The sequence below is a fragment of the Novosphingobium sp. TK71 genome, assembly GCF_055361505.1.
On sequence record NZ_CM143962.1, the window covers coordinates 255,124 to 270,974 of the forward strand.

Here is a 15,851-nt window from a genome sequence, read left to right on the forward strand (position 1 = left end):
GTGTTCAACGAGGGGCGACCTACGCCCCTCAAACCGACATTGCAACCGTGAAAAGCCCGCGCAAAGGGCTGGTGGGGCAGTTTTTACTGATAATAGTTCGCAATTGCAATAGTGGGCGGGAATGCGCGGAAAACGGGCCCGGGAAGCGGGGTTCGGAGCCTGTTTTGCGCAACCCGGCGGGCGCAGATTGCATCCAAGTGTCTCGCACGGCGGTATGACAGGCAAGCGTCGGGGAGGGCGAGTCGCCTTGGAGGAAGGGCAGGCGGTCGCGAGTCACGGCGGCGGCGGCGAGACTGTCAGGCGTTCGTGGTGAGCCGTCTGGCGAAGGCTTCGGCCATGCGGTGATCGAGCTGCCGGCAGATGGCGATCCACCAGTCGCAGGCCGCGATGTCCCCCGCGAGGCGCGCGGCGGCGGCATTGGCGCGGGCATGGGAGGCGGCGGACAGGCCGTGGCGGGCGAAATGGCGCAAGGCTTCGGCGAAGATGCGCTCGTTCGCGGCCAGGGTGGCCGCATCCTGCTGCTGCGCGGTGGCGTGCCCCTCCGTCCGCTGCCGGCGCGTTCGGCGACGAGTGCCGTTGTCGTTGACCGCGCCGAGCGGCACGGATGGACACAGCGCTCGCACGATCACAGGACACGTCCCGCCTTTGGCGGCGGAGAAGCGGATTGCCATGGTATCGGGCCTCTTGTCTTCGGCGTTAGGGGGTGGTGCCGCGACCCCGTTATAGGATTGCAGGCGCTAAGCCTTAATGAGGGCGTATGGTTGCCGAAACCTTGAGAGGGGAATCGGGAGGTTTACTGAACCGGTTGCCCGATCCAGCGCCCGGAATTGGCATACTCGGGCCTGATCCCATGGGCCTCGGGCAGGTTCCTCGCCCGGTATAGCGCCTCGCCGCCCCGTTCGCGCACGTCGCTGGCATAGGCGGGGACGGCGGCCTGCACGAGGGTGGCCGGAGCGGAGGCGGGCTGGATGGCGGTGTCCGGCCGGATCGGGGTTGCCGCCTCGAAGGCGCGCTGCACCGCGAGCGGGTCCAGCGCGGCGTTGGCCACCGCGCTGGCGGCGGAATCGTCATGGCGATGCGGCGCGGCGAGCGGCTCCCCGCCGAAGTAGGCGAAGCGGAAGGCCGAAGGGCTCCCCGCCGGTCCGCTCAGGGCATAGAAGCGGTGGGCGCCGATCGTCGAGAGATAATGGAGGCTCGGCGCCCAGTAGGGATTGACCTGGACGGTGTGGTAATGGGTGGCCAGGCCGACCGGCGCGTAGACGTAGCCCGAAAGCGCCGCGCGGGCGACTTCCTGCGCACGCTGCCAGAAGAAGCGCTGCGGCGCGCGTGCCAGCGACCCGTCGCAGGTGAAGGAGAACTGGCAGCCGGTCGAGCGTTCGGAGCCCTGGTAGACCACGCCGCAGACGGTCTTGGGATAGGCGGGATGGGCCAGCCGGTTGAGTACGACCTGCGCCACCGCGCGCTGGCCGGCATCCGGCTCGCTGGCGGCTTCGTAGTAGATTGCGGCGGTCAGGCACTGGAGCGCGCGGCTGCGGTCCACCCCGGAATTGTCGATGCGCAGCGCGCGGGCGACCGGGCCGGGGCCGGTCACGCCGTCATCGGCATCGGAATGAATGCCTTCGCCGATCCTGAGCACAGGCTCTTCGGCATCGAGATAGTAGAAGGCCGAACCGGGGAAGCTGGCTCCGGCCTGCTCGAAGGGCATCGGCAGGACCGTCTGTTCGGGGGACCGCGCATCGGCGATGGAGAATTGCTGCCAGGAACCCGGCGAGGCGAAGGCGGGCAGTGCCACGGCGGCCAGTGCGGCGAAACCCAGCGACCAGCGCCGGCGCGCGCGGCGTGCGACATGTCGCCGGCCGCCGCGCGCGAAGTGCCCGCGGAAATCGCGGGGACGCGCTTCCCAGGGTTCGAGGCAGGCAGGAAGGGCGGCAGCGGTCACGAATAGTCCTCTCGGCGCGTCCTTTCGGGGGACGGGCGCATCTTGCGCCTAACCCGCTTTGCGGCGCGCGGCATCCCTGCAGATCGGCACGTCCCGAAGCGGTACAGGCCCTGCCGATAGCCTTAATGGCTTAAGAGAATCTTCCGGTTTTCCCGGCGGCGATACCTGGCGCGGCCTTTACCGGCCCTGCTTGCCAATCCTCGCGCCGGACAGTATCGGCGCAAGCGACGTCATGGGTGGCCCGGAGCCGGGCCCCAGGATTGGAACCTGGTGGGAATTTCGGCGAAAGCCCGAAGCTGCCCCCGCAACTGTGACCGGGGAGCGCCCCCTCCACGCGATGCCACTGGGTCAAACCGGGAAGGCGGAGGCGGCGCGGCGATCCGGAAGCCAGGAGACCTGCCCTTGACGGTCGTTCCGCAGCCGGGCGGGGTGTCCCGGCATGCAGCGAGCACGCGCGCATGAGGAAAGGCGCGCGTCTCCGCCATGGACGGCAATGTCGTTCAAGGTTGGAGGAATTACCGTGAAGTATCTGTTTCTGCTGGGGACGGCCCTGTCCGTCGCCACTCCCGCGCTGGCGGACGAAGCCGCAAACGATAGCATCGCAGCGGACGGCATCGTCGTCACCGCGACCCGCACCGAGACCCCGGTGAGCGAGATCGGCCAGTCGGTCTCGGTCGTCACCCGCGAGGATATCGAGCGTACCCAGGCGGTCACCGCCACCGATGTGCTGGCCCGCCTGCCGGGCGTGACCTTCACCCAGTCCGGCGGCTTCGGCCAGCCCGCCAGCGTGTTCATCCGGGGCGCCGAGAATGCGCAGAGCCTCGTGCTGATCGACGGTGTGCGCATTAACGATCCGGGCGATGTCGGCGGCGGCTTCGACTTCGGCAGCCTGACCGTCGGCCAGTTCGACCGTATCGAAGTGGTGCGCGGCTCTTCCGGCGTGCTCTGGGGCAGCCGCGCCATCGGCGGCGTCGTCAACCTCATCACCGCGCGCCCGACCGAGCAGTGGACCGCGCGCGGCCAGGCCGAATATGGCTGGCGCGACCAGAAGCAGCTCGGCGCCTCGGCGGCGGGCAAGGTGGGCCCGGTCGGCCTGACGCTGGGCGGCAACTGGCTCAAGGGCGACGGCTATTCCGCCTTCGACGAGCGCCTCGGCGGCAAGGAGAAGGACGGCTTCGAAAGCAAGAGCGCCAATGCCCGGGCCGAAGTGGAACTGCTGAGCGGCCTGTCCGCCGACGCCGGGACCTACTGGACCAAGGCCAACTACGATTACGACAACACCGGCGCCGATGCCCTGAACGTGGGTATGAAGCGCGACACGGTGGGCTATGCGAACCTTCGCTACAAGGGGCTCGACGGCCGCCTGACCGCGCGCGTGGGCTACGGCCTCACCGACACCCGCCGCATCTCGGACGACGCGGTCTTCGGTCCCTACACCACCAACGGCCGCGCGGACCGCTTCGAGGGGCAGGTTTCCTTCAGCCCGATCGACATGGCCAGCATCCTGCTGGGCGCGGAGACCGAGAAGCAGAAATTCTCGAGCGATTACGCGAAGGACTCGACCTCGATCGACAGCTACTTCGGCATGCTGACGCTGCGTCCGGTCACCGGACTGACCCTGAACGGCGGGCTGCGCTACGACGACAATTCGGACTTCGGCCACAAGACCACGTTCTCGGCCAATGGCGCCTGGGTGATCGGCGGCGGCGAAAGCGCGCCGATCCTGCGCGCCAGCTATGGCGAGGGCTTCAAGGCGCCGTCGCTTTACCAGCTCTATACCAATGGCGGTTTCCGCGCGCTCGATCCCGAGACTTCGAAGTCGTGGGACGTGGGCGTCGAGCAGCCCTTCGCGGAAGGGCACGGGACGTTCTCGGTCACCTATTTCGACCGCAAGACCAAAAACCTGATCGACTACGATCTGGCCGAATGGAACTACTACAATGTCGGCCGCGCCCGCGCGAAGGGCGTGGAACTGGGCATGCAGGTGCGCGACTGGGAAGGCTTCGACATGAGCCTTTCCGCCACGTACCTCGACGCTACCAACGAGGATACCGGCGCCCGGCTCGCCCGCCGTCCCAAGACCAACCTCTACGCCAGCCTCGACAAGCACTGGTCGGACGGCTTCCGCCTCGGCGCGGACTTGCGCGTGGGCGGGGGGCGCTATGACGACGTGGCGAACACCTACTATCTTGGCGGCAATGTCGTGGTGGGCCTGCGCACGGCTTATGACGTGACGCGGAACATCCAGGTTTATGGCCGGGTCGAGAACCTGTTCGACGAGCACTACGAAGTGGTGCGGACATACGGCACGCCGGGCCGCGCGGCTTATGCCGGGGTTCGGGTGAAGATGTGATCCGAGCGCTTTCCCTGACACGGTCGGGACGGGGAAGGCGCAAGGCCCGCCTGCTCGCCGCCGCGCTGGCTCTTGCCGGCCCGGTGGCGGTGCTGGCGGGATGCGGGGGCGGCGATGCGGCCGACGCGCCCGGTTCCGCGAAGGCCGGTGGTCATCCCACGATCGTCTCGCTCAACCCCTGCACGGACGCGATCCTTGCCGAAGTGACAGGGCCGGGCCAGTTGCTGGCGATCTCGAACTACAGCCACGATCCCGAGAGCAGTTCGATGCCGTTGGAAGCGGCGCGTCGCTTCCGGGCGGTTTCGGGATCGGTGGAGGAAGTGGCGAGGATCGGCCCGCGTGTCGTCGTCGCCAGCGCCTTCCTCGATCCCGCAAGCGAGGCGGCGTTCCGGCGGCTGGGGTTCGAGCTGGTCAAGGTTCCGATAGCCTCCGACCTTCGGGCCGCGCGCGAGCAGGTGCGCCAGCTTGCACGGCTGGCCGGGCATCCCGAACGGGGCGAGCGGCTGGTCCAGCGGATCGATGCGGCCGTGGCCCGAAACGCGCCGCCCGCCGGAATGCGGCAAATTCCTGCACTGGTGTGGGAATCCGGTGGACTGGTGGCCGGAGACCGGACCCTGATCGTTGACATGATGGAGCACACCGGCTTTACGAATATTGCCGGCGCGCGCGGCCTCTCCCAGGCCGATTATCTGCCCTTGGAGCATGTGCTGGCGGACCCGCCGCGCGTGGTCTTCGCGGTAGGCGATCCGCTCGCCGAGGAGGACCGAATGCTGCATCACCCGGCGCTTTCCGCGCTGACCAGTACCCGGCGTTTCTTGCTGAGCCGCTCCATCCTGTGGTGCGGGGGGCCAACCATTCCGCGTGCGCTCGACGAACTCGCGGCGGCGCGCCGGGCGCTGGCCTCGCCGGAGCCATTGGGCGATTGGACTGTTTCCCTCAGACCATGAACCTGCGTTTTGTCCTGCTGCTGGCTCTCGCGCTTTGTGTCGCGGTGCCTTTGTCGCTGCTGGCGGGCCGCGTTTGGATCAACCCTTTTTCCCCGGAACTTCAGAACGCATCGATCATCCTCGTGCAGCTGCGACTGCCGCGCGCGGTATTGGCGCTGGTGCTCGGCGCCGGGCTGGGCGCGGCGGGGGCGGCGATGCAGGGCTACCTGCGCAATCCGCTTGCCGACCCCGGCCTGTTCGGCATAGCGCCCGGCGCGGCGCTGGGCGCGGTGCTGAGCTTCTGGACCGGCTATGCCTCGGCGCCTTGGATGCTGCCGGTCTTCGCGCTGGTCGGCGCGGGCGGGGCGATGACCCTGCTGGCGCTGATCGCCGGGCGCGGCGGCGGTGTGGCGTTGTTCACGCTGGCCGGGCTCATGGTTTCCAGTCTTGCCGGCGCACTGATGAGCCTTGCCATCAGCCTCTCCCCGTCGCCTTTCGCGATGAGCGAGATCGTTACCTGGATGATGGGCTCGCTGGCGGACCGTTCATGGCGGGAGGTCTGGATTGCCATGCCGCTGACCCTGGGCGGCATCGGCGTGCTGATCTACGCGGGGCGCGATCTCGATGCGATGACCCTGGGGGAGATGGCCGCCCGCTCGCTCGGCGTGGAGCCGCTGCGGCTTCAGGCGCTGATGATCCTGGGCGTGGGCCTGATTGTCGGTTCGGGCGTGGCGGTGGCGGGCATCATCGGCTTCGTCGGCCTGATGGTGCCGCATCTCGTGCGACCGATGACGGACCGCAAGCCGTCCTCGCTGCTCGTGCCTTCCGCGCTGGCGGGCGCTTTGCTGCTGCTCATGGCCGACTGTCTCTGCCGCATCCTGCCGCTGACCGGCGGCGAACTGCGGCTCGGCATCGCGCTCAGCCTGCTGGGCGCGCCGTTCTTCCTGCGCCTGCTGCTCAGGATGCGCCAGGGCATGGTGGCATGAGCTTCGGCGCTGACAAGGTCACTGTCGCCGGGCGGCTGGAGGATGTCTCGCTCAACTGCCGCCGCGGCATGATAACCGCGATCTGCGGGCCCAACGGCGCGGGCAAGTCCACGCTGCTTTCCGTGATCGCGGGGCTGCTCAAGCCCGATGGCGGCCGCGCCGTGATGGGCGGGCGGGCGCTTTCCGCGGTATCGCTGGCGCAGCGCGCGCAGTGGATCGGCTACCTGCCGCAGACGCCGGAAGTGGCCTGGGATGTCTCTGTCGAAGTGCTGATCTCGCTCGGCCGCCTGCCATGGCGCGGTGCTCCGGCCGCCGAGACGCAGGAAGCGATCGAGGACGCCATCGCCGCGATGGACCTTCAGGACTTGCGCCACCGTCCGGTCTCCACCCTTTCCGGCGGCGAACGCGCCCGCGCGCTCATGGCCCGCGTGCTGGCTACCCAGCCCGGCTGGCTGCTTGCCGACGAACCTTTCGCCAGCCTCGACCTTGCGCACGGTGCGGCGCTGATGCAGCGCTTCCGCCAGCAGGCGCGGGCCGGGAAGGGCGTCGTCCTCGTGCTTCATGATCTGGCGACGGCGATGAACCATGCCGATCAGGTGCTGGTGCTGGCCAAGGGCCGGGTGGAGGCCGAAGGCCCGCCCGAGATGGCCCTCTCGCGCGAGGTCATCAGCCGCGTGTGGAACTGCCCGGCGCACTGGCTGGGCGACCCCGGCGAACGCGCCCTCTCGATCGGCGCGCCGGCACCGCTGGCGGTGGATTTCCGGCAGCAGTTCTAGGCGGGGTCGGAATGAAACAAAAAACGCCGCCCCGTTTCCGGAGCGGCGTTTCGTGCATGGATTATCCCGGCGTTACTGGGCCTTCGGCGCCAGACCGCGCGCTTCCAGCATCGGTTCGACCTTGGGGTCGTGCCCGGTGAAGTCGCGGTAGAGCTGGGCGAAGTCCTTGGTGTGGCCCTGGCCGAGGAACGACTTGCGGATGTGGTCGCCGTTGGCGCGGGTCATGCCGCCGTGCTTTTCCACCCAGTCCCAGCCGTCGTGTGCCAGCATCTCGGTCCAGATGTACGAGTAGTATCCGGCCGCGTAGCCGTTATCCCAGATGTGGCGGAAGTAGGGCGTCTTGTAGCGCGGCGGGATCAGGTCGGTGTTGAGCCCGGTCGCGGCCAGCGCCTTGGCTTCGAAGGCCATCGGCGGCTGCGCGGCTTCCTCGGGGGAGAGCTGGTGCCACTGGATGTCGAGCATCGCCGCCGAAAGCGTTTCGCCCAGGCCCAGGCCCTGGTTGAAGGTCTTCGCCGCCTCGATCTTGGCGATCAGGTCCGAGGGGATCGTCGCGCCGGTCTGGTAATGCTTGGCGTAGTGGTTGAGCACGGCGGGGATCGTCGCGAAGTTCTCGTTGAACTGGCTGGGGAATTCCACGAAGTCACGCGCGGTGTTGGTGCCCGAGAGCGAGGGGTACTTCTGGCTGGCGAAGAAGCCGTGCAGCGCATGGCCGAACTCGTGGAACATGGTCTCCACGTCGTCGAAGCTGGCGAGCGCGGGTTCGCCATCGGCGGGCGGAGCGATGTTCAGGGTATTGCTGACCACCGGCTTTTCGCCCAGCAGGTAGGACTGCTCGACGAAGTTGTTCATCCAGGCGCCGCCCTTCTTGTTGGAGCGGGCGAAGGGATCATAGTAGAAGATCGCCAGCGACTTGCCGTCGGCGTCGAACACTTCATAGGCGCGCATGGTCGGGTGGTAGACCGGAAGGTCGGTGCGGCGCTTGAAGGTCAGGCCATAAGTCTGGTTCGCGGCGTAGAACACTCCGTCTTCCAGCGTGCGCCAGACTTCGAAGTAAGGCTTGATCTGGCTTTCATCGAGGTCGTACTTCGCCTTGCGGACCTTCTCGGCGTAGTAGGACCAGTCCCACGGCTCCAGCTTGATGGCCTGTCCGTCGGCCTTGGCGGCGGCTTCGAGCATGGCGGCCTCGCGGTCCTGCGTGGCGCGCAGCGCGGGGACGAAGCCCTTCATGAACTCCATCGCCTGACCCGGCGTCTTCACCATGCGGTCGTACATCTGGTACGTCGCGAAGTCGGGCGCGCCGAGCAGCCTGGCCTTCTTTGCGCGCAGGGTGGCCATCTGGGTGACCATTGCGGTGGTGTCGTACTCGTCGCCGCCCGAAGTGCGGTTCACGCTGGCGTCCCACAGGATCTTGCGGCTGGCGCGGTTGTTGAGGCTGGTCAGCGCGGCCTGCTGCGTGGTGTTGCCCAGCGCCAGCATGAACTTGCCGGGATGGCCCTTTTCGGCGGCGAGCTTGGCGGCGGCGGCGATCTCTGCCTGCGAAAGCCCGTCGAGCTGCGCGGCGGTGTCGAAGATCGGCGCCTTGGCGGCGGTGGCCGTGGTCAGCTTCTGCGAGAAGGCGGTTTCGAGCTTGGCGATCTCGAGGTTCATCGCCTTCAGCTCGACCTTCTGTTCGGCCGAAAGCAGGGCGCCGCGGTGGACGAACTTGTCGTAAGTCGTCGCCAGCAGCATGGCGTCCTCGCCGGTCAGGGCCTTGCCCTGCGCGCTGTCGTGCACGGCCTTGACGCGGGCGAACAGCGCGTCGTCGAGGTAGATATCGTCGTTCAGCGCGGAAATCTGCGGGCTTACGGCGGTGTCGATCGCGTCGAGCGCATCGCTGGTGTTAGCCGAAGTGAGCTGGCTGAACACGTTGTAGACGCGGTCATAGAGCGTGCCCGCGCGCTCCATCGCGACGATGGTGTTCTGGAAAGTCGGCCTGGCCGTGTTCGCGGCGATCGCCTTGATCTCGGCGCGCTTGGCGGCAATGCCGGCCTCGATGGCGGGCTGCCAGTCGCTATCCTTGTACTGGGTGAAGTCCGGCGCGTGGAGCGGGAGCGTGCTGGGCTTCGCGAAGGGGCCGGCATAGGCCGGAGTGGCGGTGCCGGTCTTTGCGGTGCCAGTCTTTGCGGTGCCAGTCTTTGCGGTAGCGGTCACGGAAAATCCTCCAAGCAGCGCTGCGCCAAGCACGAAGGGGGCGGCAGCGGCCATGAGCCGGGTCTTCATCGTTGTTTTCTCCTGACTTCGGCAGCCGGTGGGGAATGGAGCGAAAGGGGAGCGGCTGCGCCGTGCCCGAGTGCTGCGAATTGGCTGCCGAGGTATCTAGGAGCAGGGTTGAAGCGCAGAAAACCGGGCCTTGCAAGCGCCGGTCAGGCTTTGGAAAACCTGTTGCTCAAAGGACGTATGCGACATTTCGCGGCGCATACGATTTCGCGCCGGAGCGCAATCAAGTTGCGCTCCGGCGCGTCGTACGGTCGCACCGACAGGGGGAATCGGGTCCGGTCAGTTGGACCGGAAGCGACCGTTGGACCAAACAAGCATGGGATCGGAATCGGGATCGCGTTCCTGCTTTTGCTCTTCGCGCTGGCGGTCCAGGATCAACGATCCGGTCTTGCGCGCGAAGCGACTGCGCCGGAACGGGATTTCGGCTCCGATATTCATTTCAGGCTCTCCTCTTTGGAGGAGGAACGCGGGTACGACGGGAAAGTTCCCGATGATCGGGCCAATTGATCGGACCAGTAATTCTCGAAGAGTTTCGCTTCAGGAAGACTGTAAAAGCGGGAAGGGCAGCCGGGTTCCCATGGCGGCGTCGGCCAGCGTATGCGCGTCGAGTTCGGCGAGAAAGGCGGCCATGGCCTTGCGCAGGATCCCGGTGAGGCCGCAGGCGCCCTGAAGCAGGCAGTTGCCGCAATCGGCGGGGCTCATGTTGGGTTCGGTCAGCCGCACGACTTCGCCCAGCGCGATTTCCCGTGCAGGGCGGCCGAGACGAAAACCGCCGCCCCGCCCGCGAACCGTCTCCAGCAGCCCGGCATTGCCGAGCAGGTTGACCACTTTCATCGCGTGATTGCGCGAGATCGCGTGCGCCTCTGCAACCTGGGCGATCGAGAACAGCCGCTCCGGCTCCACGGCGGCGTGGAGCAGGATGCGCAGGGCGTAGTCGGTGTGCGCGGTGAGGCGCAAGGGCGGTCTCCGGTTAAAATGATGCGCCGTATTTACATCTTTTCCCTTCGGCGTATAGATGCATCAACAATGCATCTTTAAAGGACGAATCGAAATGGCCGCTCCGCTCAGCGAACAGACCGTCGCCACGATCAAGGCAACCGCGCCCGCGCTTCAGCAGCACGGGGTCGCGATCACCACCCGCATGTACGAACGCCTGTTCGAGAATGCCGACGTGCGCGCGATGTTCGACCAGGCCGCGCAGACCTCTGGCGAGCAGCCGCGCCGTCTTGCCGCCGCGATCCTGGGTTATGCGCAGAACGTGGACAAGCTCCAGAACCTCACCGGCGCGGTGGCGCGCATGGTGCAGCGCCATGTCGATACAGGCGTGAAGGCAGAGCACTATCCGCTGGTCGCCGAAGCGCTGCTGCCCGCGATCCGCGACGTGCTGGGCGAAGCGGCAACCGACGAAGTGCTCGCCGCCTGGGGCGAGGCCTACTGGTTCCTTGCTGACATCCTCATCGGCAAGGAGGCCGAAGTCTACGCGGAGCGCGAGGCAGCCTGAACGGGCTGCAATAGTGACAAATGCCGTTCACCGCCCGAATTTTGACGTCGCGCCGGTGACCCGGTCTTGTTGCATCTGGACAAGTATTTGATCGGAGTACTAACACACCGCCAAACGGGGGTGTGACATTCCGATTCAGCATTGGCTGGCGGCAGCGGTCTTGGCGGGCCTTGCCACCGGCGTAAGCGCGCAGGACGCGGCGGGCCAGGGGGCAACCGGCGCGCAGTGGCCTGCGGCGCAACCTGCCACGCATGCGGGCCTTTCGGCCGCGCAGGTTTTCGCACTGGCCGAGCAGGCCCGCGCGGAAGGTGACTTCGCGACTGCGGAGACGGCTTATCGGGCCCTGTCGCAGGACCGGGATCTCGAAGTGCGGACAGAGGCGCGTTTCCGTCTTGGCCTGATGCTGGGCGACGATCTCAAGCGCTATGCCGACGCCGCGCTCGAATTCCGCCGCATCCTTGACGACAAGCCCGGCGCGGCGCGTGTCCGGCTGGAGCTGGCCCGGATGCAGGCCTCGCTCGGCAATTTCGGCGCCGCCCGCAAGGAACTGCGCGCGGCCCAGGCGGCGGGACTGCCGACCTCGGTGGAACAGCTCGTGCGCTTCTATACCCGTGCGCTCAACGCCCGGAAGCCGTTCGGCGGTTCGGTGGAGTTCGCGCTCGCGCCGGACAGCAACATCAATCGCGCCACCCGTTCCGACACGCTGGGCACCGTGATCGGTGACTTCACGCTGGACGACGAGGCGCAGGCGAAATCGGGCGTGGGCCTCAACCTTCAGGGGCAGGGCTACTTCCGCCTCGGCATCCAGCCCGGAGCCGACCTGCTGGTGCGCGCCTCGACCAGCGCCACGCTCTACCGCGAGCCGGACTTCAACGACGTGACCGTGGGGGTGCAGGCCGGCCCGCAATATGCATGGGGCGGCAACCAGCTCACCTTCTCGTTCGGCCCTTCGTGGCGCTGGTACGGCCGTGATCCCTACAGCATGACGATCGGCGGCAACGTAAGCTGGCAGCGCCCGACGGGTAAGCGCAGCCAGATCCGCCTCGACGGCGGGATTTCCCATGTCGACAACAAGCGCAATGCGCTCCAGACCGCCGATGATTTCACGCTTTCCGCCAGCCTCGACCGTGCCTTCAGCGCCCGGTTCGGCGGCGGCCTGCAGGTCTACGGCTTCCGCGAGGCCGCGCGCGATCCCGGCTATTCCCTCGCGAGCGGGGGCGCCTCGGTCTACCTGTTCCGCGAAATGGGCCGAACCACCCTGGTCGGCACCATGGCCTACAGCCATCTGGAGGCGGACGAGCGCCTGTTCCTCTACCCCGAGCGGCGCCGGGAAAACCGCTACAGCGCCAGCATCGCCGCCACCTTGCGCGCGCTGCACCTCGGCAGCTTCGCACCGCTCGTGCGCCTCAAATGGGAGCGCAACCGCTCCTCCATCGAAATCTACGACTACCGCCGCGTTGCCGCGGAATTCGGCGTCACTTCGGCATTCTGAGGGATAAGGACATGAAGCTTTCGCATCCGATATTCGTCACGTCGATCAGCGTCCTGCTCGCGGCATGCGGCGGCGGGGGAGAGGATGTCGCCTCGCTCCCCAAGCCGCCCACGGGCCAGGGGAATGCCACTCTCGCGGAGCTGCGCGTCAGCCAGGACTTCACGGCCTACTACGCGCAGGCGAACTATTCGCTGTCCCGCGCGACCGGGGCCGCCAGCGGAAAGAGTTCGGTCCAGGCGCCGACCGAGGTGCGTTACGATGCCGCGAGCCAGTCCTACACCCTCGTCGGCACGACGATGGGCACCACGATCTTCCGCCCGGCCGACAAGCTCGGCGATACGGCCGCGACGACGGGTTATCGCAAGATTGCCGGCAATACGCAGGAAGACTTCGTCCTGTTCAGGCCGGGCGCGGGCAATCCCGACATGGCGCTCACTTACGCCAGCTACGGCGCCTGGCAGAAGATCGTCGACAAGGGCACCGATCTCGACGTGAGCACGGCATTCTTCACTTACGGCGTGACGACCAGCCCCTCCGACATGCCGAAGTCCGGCTCGGCGACGTATCAGACCAGGATCGACGGCCAGTACGCCGATGGAACCGGTGCCTATGTGCTGTCCGGCGCCAGCAGCTTCGCGGCGAATTTCGCAGCCGGAACCGTCCGCTTCGAGATGAGCCCGACAGGCCAGCACGTGGTCGACGGGCGCACCAAGGTCTTCGGCAATCTGCAGCTCGATGGCATCATCAAGACGCCCAACCAGTTCTACAAAGGCAACGAGTTCGAGGCATCCTCGGATTTGAACGCGGCTTATTCCGCGGACCTGCACGGGTTCTTCTACGGACCGGGTGCGACGGAAATGGGCGGAGCGTTCACGCTGCGCCAGGGCCTCGGCAACCCGGAGATAGGCAACGGCTCGGGCGCGGTCGTCGGCCGGAAGAACTGAAAGCACAGGCTTGTATTCTCGCCGAGGCAAGACGTGGGTGGCTTGCCTTGGCATTCTGAACAGGGGGATTGTTCATGAAGACCGTACCCGTCGCCAAGTTGGCGACCATGACCTCGCTTACGGCGCTCAGTCTGTTGCTTGCGGCCTGCGGTGGTGGCGGCGACGTCAACAGCACGCCGACGCCTACACCCACTCCCACTCCCACGGCAAAGAACGACGATCTCATCGGGCCGCTGGTCTCGGAGAACTTCACGAACGACGCGATCCTTGGCAAGATTTCAGTCTCGACCAAGACGGGCTCCGCGACCCATAGCGCCGGGAAGACGGCGCTGACGATCGCCTACAATGCCGCGAACCAGAGTTACACCCTGACCGATGGCTCGGTCAGCCAAGCATTCCGGCAGGCTGATATCGATCCTGCCCAGTCGAATGCGGCCGTCACCACCTACAAACTGACAGCCAAGTCGACGACCGACTTCCTGACGCTGTCCAAGACAGGGAGCGGAGCCGGCCAGACGCGCTATGTCGGCGCCGGGTTCTGGCAGCGGGTGACCGAAGGCAAGTCGAGCGTTGATGGGCGTTTTGATGCTTTTGCTTATGGTGTGAAGACAGCGGCCGCGGATATGCCGCGCACTGGTGCGGCTAGTTATGACGTCAAGTTGCTGGGCGTTTCGGCGTCCAACATCAATATCCACACTCTCGCAGGCAGCGGTCGGCTCGACGCCGATTTCGCGACGGGGGCCATCCACGCCAACGTGCCTTTCTCCATGACGGAAAGCGAGACGGGGCTGACCGGCTATGGCAGCATTCTCATTGCCAATGCGATGATGAAGTCCGGGACCAACGGCTTTGCCGGCATTCTCGGGACCACCACGAACTACGAAACTGGCACAAGTACGTTTCAGGGATCGTTCTACGGACCAGGAGCGGCGGAGGTGGGTGCTACCTTTTCCAGCGCCTATGCCGATGAAGCAACGGTCGGTGTGGTCTGGGGTGGCCGAAACGACTATCCGCTCAACCAGCACGGTAGCATCTTAAATCCTGAAAACGCCACTTTCTTCCGCGTGCGCGGGCAGAGTGTCTCGCTTTCGCTTGATGGCAACGGAAAGCTCGTTTCGACGGGGCAGGCCAGCGGGTTGTTCGCGAAGTATGCGGCATGGGGCCGCGGCGGACTGTTTTACCGGTCGTCCGGACAGGTCCTTGCCCCGTTGCAGCGCCGCGACGTTGAGGCGACTTACGACGAGACGACAGCCTTCTTGGGGATGGGGCAAGAGGCTGCCGTGGTCGCGGGGCTGCAATATGACCGGACCGGGCCGTCGACGATCCTCGATGCCTATGTCTACGGTGACGAGACGGCCTCCTCGGCTGTTCCGCGAACCGGAACCGGACATTACAATGCCAGGATCGGTGGTGCCGTGCTGGAAACGGGACAGCAATTGCAGACACTGGATGGAACCGGACGTCTTGCAGCCAACCTTGGAACGGGCACGCTATCCGGTTCGGGCGATTATCAACTCAGTCTGTTCAGTCCGGCCAGCATGATCGTGCCGGCGGGATCAGTTTACAGCGGCACAGACAACGGGACCTGGACGACCAGCGCTACGATATCCAGCACGACGAACGCGATTGCGGGCACACTTTCTCTCGATGGTACGAAAGATTATACCGGCAATCTCGATGCGCGGTTCTACGGTGACGCAGGCGATCAGATCGGTGGTACGTTTCTGCTTTCGAGCACGACCGGCGGAAAGGCGAACGGATATCTGATCGGCAGCACCGACCCTGCCATTTCTCCCCCCACGGGCCTGGCCAACATTACAGGCACTACGCTGTTACATGGGATCGGCGCCGAGGTGGCATATAGGGTTACTATAAACAATGACTATTCTGATAATTTCGCGGGTGCGACGACCACCGATTACGCTGTGGAACTGTCGTCCGGCTCGCCTGTCGGAGCGATCCGGGTGACCCGCAATTCGGGCAGCGGCACATACGCCGCCATGCAAAGCTCCGATGTCGACAGCGCGACATCCAATGCCGAGCGTACGGTTTATCGATCCGGGGCGGTGAGCAGCGGAGGCTTCTCCAGCTATGCTGCGGTGGATCGCTATATTTTCGATGGGAAGGGCGGTAGGATCGCTCTCACCTATTCTGGCTTCGCGAAGTACGTGCTGGCGGGAGGCGTGACACAATCGGGCGCCGGAAACTATAACATGGGCTATATCGCCTATGGTCAGGCCACGCCCAAAGGCCTCATGCCGACCACTGGAACGGCGAGCTATACGGGCGTCGCACATGGCAGCGCGGTCATCTACAACAATGATATCAGGATCGACATGTACGACGTTTCCGGGACGTCATCTCTCTCCGCAAATTTCGGAACGGGCAAGATATCCGGTCAACTCGCCCTCAGCGGCACCAATCTCGCCAATGGACGCGATCTGAGTTTCGGGACTACGAGCTTCGCCGGCACTATCGGGGACGTGACCGCCGACGCGCAGCGCGTAGGTGGCTTTTCCGCCACCCGTGGTGGCGGGCTTGAAGGAACCCTCAACGGCATGTTCTTCGGGCCGAATGCCAACGAAGTCGGAGGCAACTTCAATTTCGAGTACTTTTCGCCCAGTGTGGGAGGTGGCACGGTCAGAGGTGCCTTCGTCGCGGCGGGTCGCTGATACCGG

13 protein-coding genes and 1 riboswitch are annotated in these 15,851 nt (G+C 65.8%); of the genes, 9 read left to right on the top strand and 4 right to left on the bottom strand.

The window, feature by feature from the left end:
• Positions 1-296: 296 nt before the first annotated feature.
• The gene (locus ACXJ16_RS01080) at positions 297-671 is read right to left on the bottom strand and encodes a hypothetical protein (protein ID WP_054435836.1); all 375 of its coding nucleotides are present in this window, start codon (positions 669-671) and stop codon (positions 297-299) included.
• Between the two features lie 122 nt (positions 672-793).
• The gene (locus ACXJ16_RS01085; protein ID WP_292635994.1) at positions 794-1,939 is read right to left on the bottom strand and encodes a cell wall hydrolase; all 1,146 of its coding nucleotides are present in this window, start codon (positions 1,937-1,939) and stop codon (positions 794-796) included.
• Between the two features lie 217 nt (positions 1,940-2,156).
• Positions 2,157-2,357, top strand: a riboswitch (cobalamin riboswitch).
• Positions 2,358-2,432: 75 nt separating this feature from the next.
• Here ACXJ16_RS01085 and ACXJ16_RS01090 point away from each other — a divergent pair.
• From ACXJ16_RS01090 to ACXJ16_RS01105, 4 genes are read left to right on the top strand one after another with little or no spacing between them, the layout of a single operon-like run.
• Positions 2,433-4,292, top strand: a complete 1,860-nt coding sequence (locus tag ACXJ16_RS01090) for a TonB-dependent receptor domain-containing protein (protein WP_463921032.1) — start codon at positions 2,433-2,435, stop codon at positions 4,290-4,292.
• Positions 4,289-5,239: an ABC transporter substrate-binding protein gene (locus ACXJ16_RS01095; protein ID WP_463921034.1), complete on the top strand. Its 951-nt coding sequence runs from the start codon at positions 4,289-4,291 to the stop codon at positions 5,237-5,239. The genes ACXJ16_RS01090 and ACXJ16_RS01095 overlap by 4 nt, the downstream gene beginning before the upstream one ends.
• Positions 5,236-6,204 (top strand): FecCD family ABC transporter permease, encoded by a 969-nt coding sequence (locus ACXJ16_RS01100; protein WP_132469620.1) that lies wholly within the window; start codon positions 5,236-5,238, stop codon positions 6,202-6,204. The genes ACXJ16_RS01095 and ACXJ16_RS01100 overlap by 4 nt, the downstream gene beginning before the upstream one ends.
• Positions 6,201-6,980: an ABC transporter ATP-binding protein gene (locus tag ACXJ16_RS01105; protein ID WP_054436881.1), complete on the top strand. Its 780-nt coding sequence runs from the start codon at positions 6,201-6,203 to the stop codon at positions 6,978-6,980. The genes ACXJ16_RS01100 and ACXJ16_RS01105 overlap by 4 nt, the downstream gene beginning before the upstream one ends.
• A gap of 72 nt (positions 6,981-7,052) precedes the next feature.
• Here the strand turns inward: ACXJ16_RS01105 and ACXJ16_RS01110 are convergent, their stop codons facing one another.
• Complete coding sequence (locus ACXJ16_RS01110; RefSeq protein WP_443477932.1) at positions 7,053-9,239, bottom strand: M3 family metallopeptidase; 2,187 nt, start codon at positions 9,237-9,239, stop codon at positions 7,053-7,055.
• A gap of 108 nt (positions 9,240-9,347) precedes the next feature.
• Between ACXJ16_RS01110 and ACXJ16_RS01115 the strand changes: the two genes are divergently transcribed.
• Positions 9,348-9,743, top strand: a complete 396-nt coding sequence (locus ACXJ16_RS01115; RefSeq protein ID WP_324696364.1) for a hypothetical protein — start codon at positions 9,348-9,350, stop codon at positions 9,741-9,743.
• A gap of 30 nt (positions 9,744-9,773) precedes the next feature.
• Here the strand turns inward: ACXJ16_RS01115 and ACXJ16_RS01120 are convergent, their stop codons facing one another.
• Complete coding sequence (locus ACXJ16_RS01120) at positions 9,774-10,193, bottom strand: Rrf2 family transcriptional regulator (RefSeq protein WP_324696362.1); 420 nt, start codon at positions 10,191-10,193, stop codon at positions 9,774-9,776.
• A gap of 94 nt (positions 10,194-10,287) precedes the next feature.
• On the opposite strand from ACXJ16_RS01120, the gene ACXJ16_RS01125 reads away from it, so the two are divergent.
• The 4 genes from ACXJ16_RS01125 to ACXJ16_RS01140 all read left to right on the top strand — a co-directional run bounded on the left by ACXJ16_RS01125 (position 10,288) and on the right by ACXJ16_RS01140 (position 15,845).
• Positions 10,288-10,737, top strand: coding sequence for a globin domain-containing protein (locus ACXJ16_RS01125; RefSeq protein ID WP_054436877.1), 450 nt, complete (start codon positions 10,288-10,290; stop codon positions 10,735-10,737).
• 160 nt (positions 10,738-10,897) lie between these two features.
• Positions 10,898-12,229: a surface lipoprotein assembly modifier gene (locus ACXJ16_RS01130; RefSeq protein WP_185996896.1), complete on the top strand. Its 1,332-nt coding sequence runs from the start codon at positions 10,898-10,900 to the stop codon at positions 12,227-12,229.
• An 11-nt stretch (positions 12,230-12,240) separates the two neighbouring features.
• Positions 12,241-13,173: a transferrin-binding protein-like solute binding protein gene (locus ACXJ16_RS01135; protein WP_463921038.1), complete on the top strand. Its 933-nt coding sequence runs from the start codon at positions 12,241-12,243 to the stop codon at positions 13,171-13,173.
• Positions 13,174-13,247: 74 nt separating this feature from the next.
• A complete protein-coding gene (locus tag ACXJ16_RS01140; RefSeq protein WP_463921039.1) occupies positions 13,248-15,845 on the top strand; it encodes a transferrin-binding protein-like solute binding protein in 2,598 nt (865 codons plus the stop codon).
• Positions 15,846-15,851: the final 6 nt, after the last annotated feature.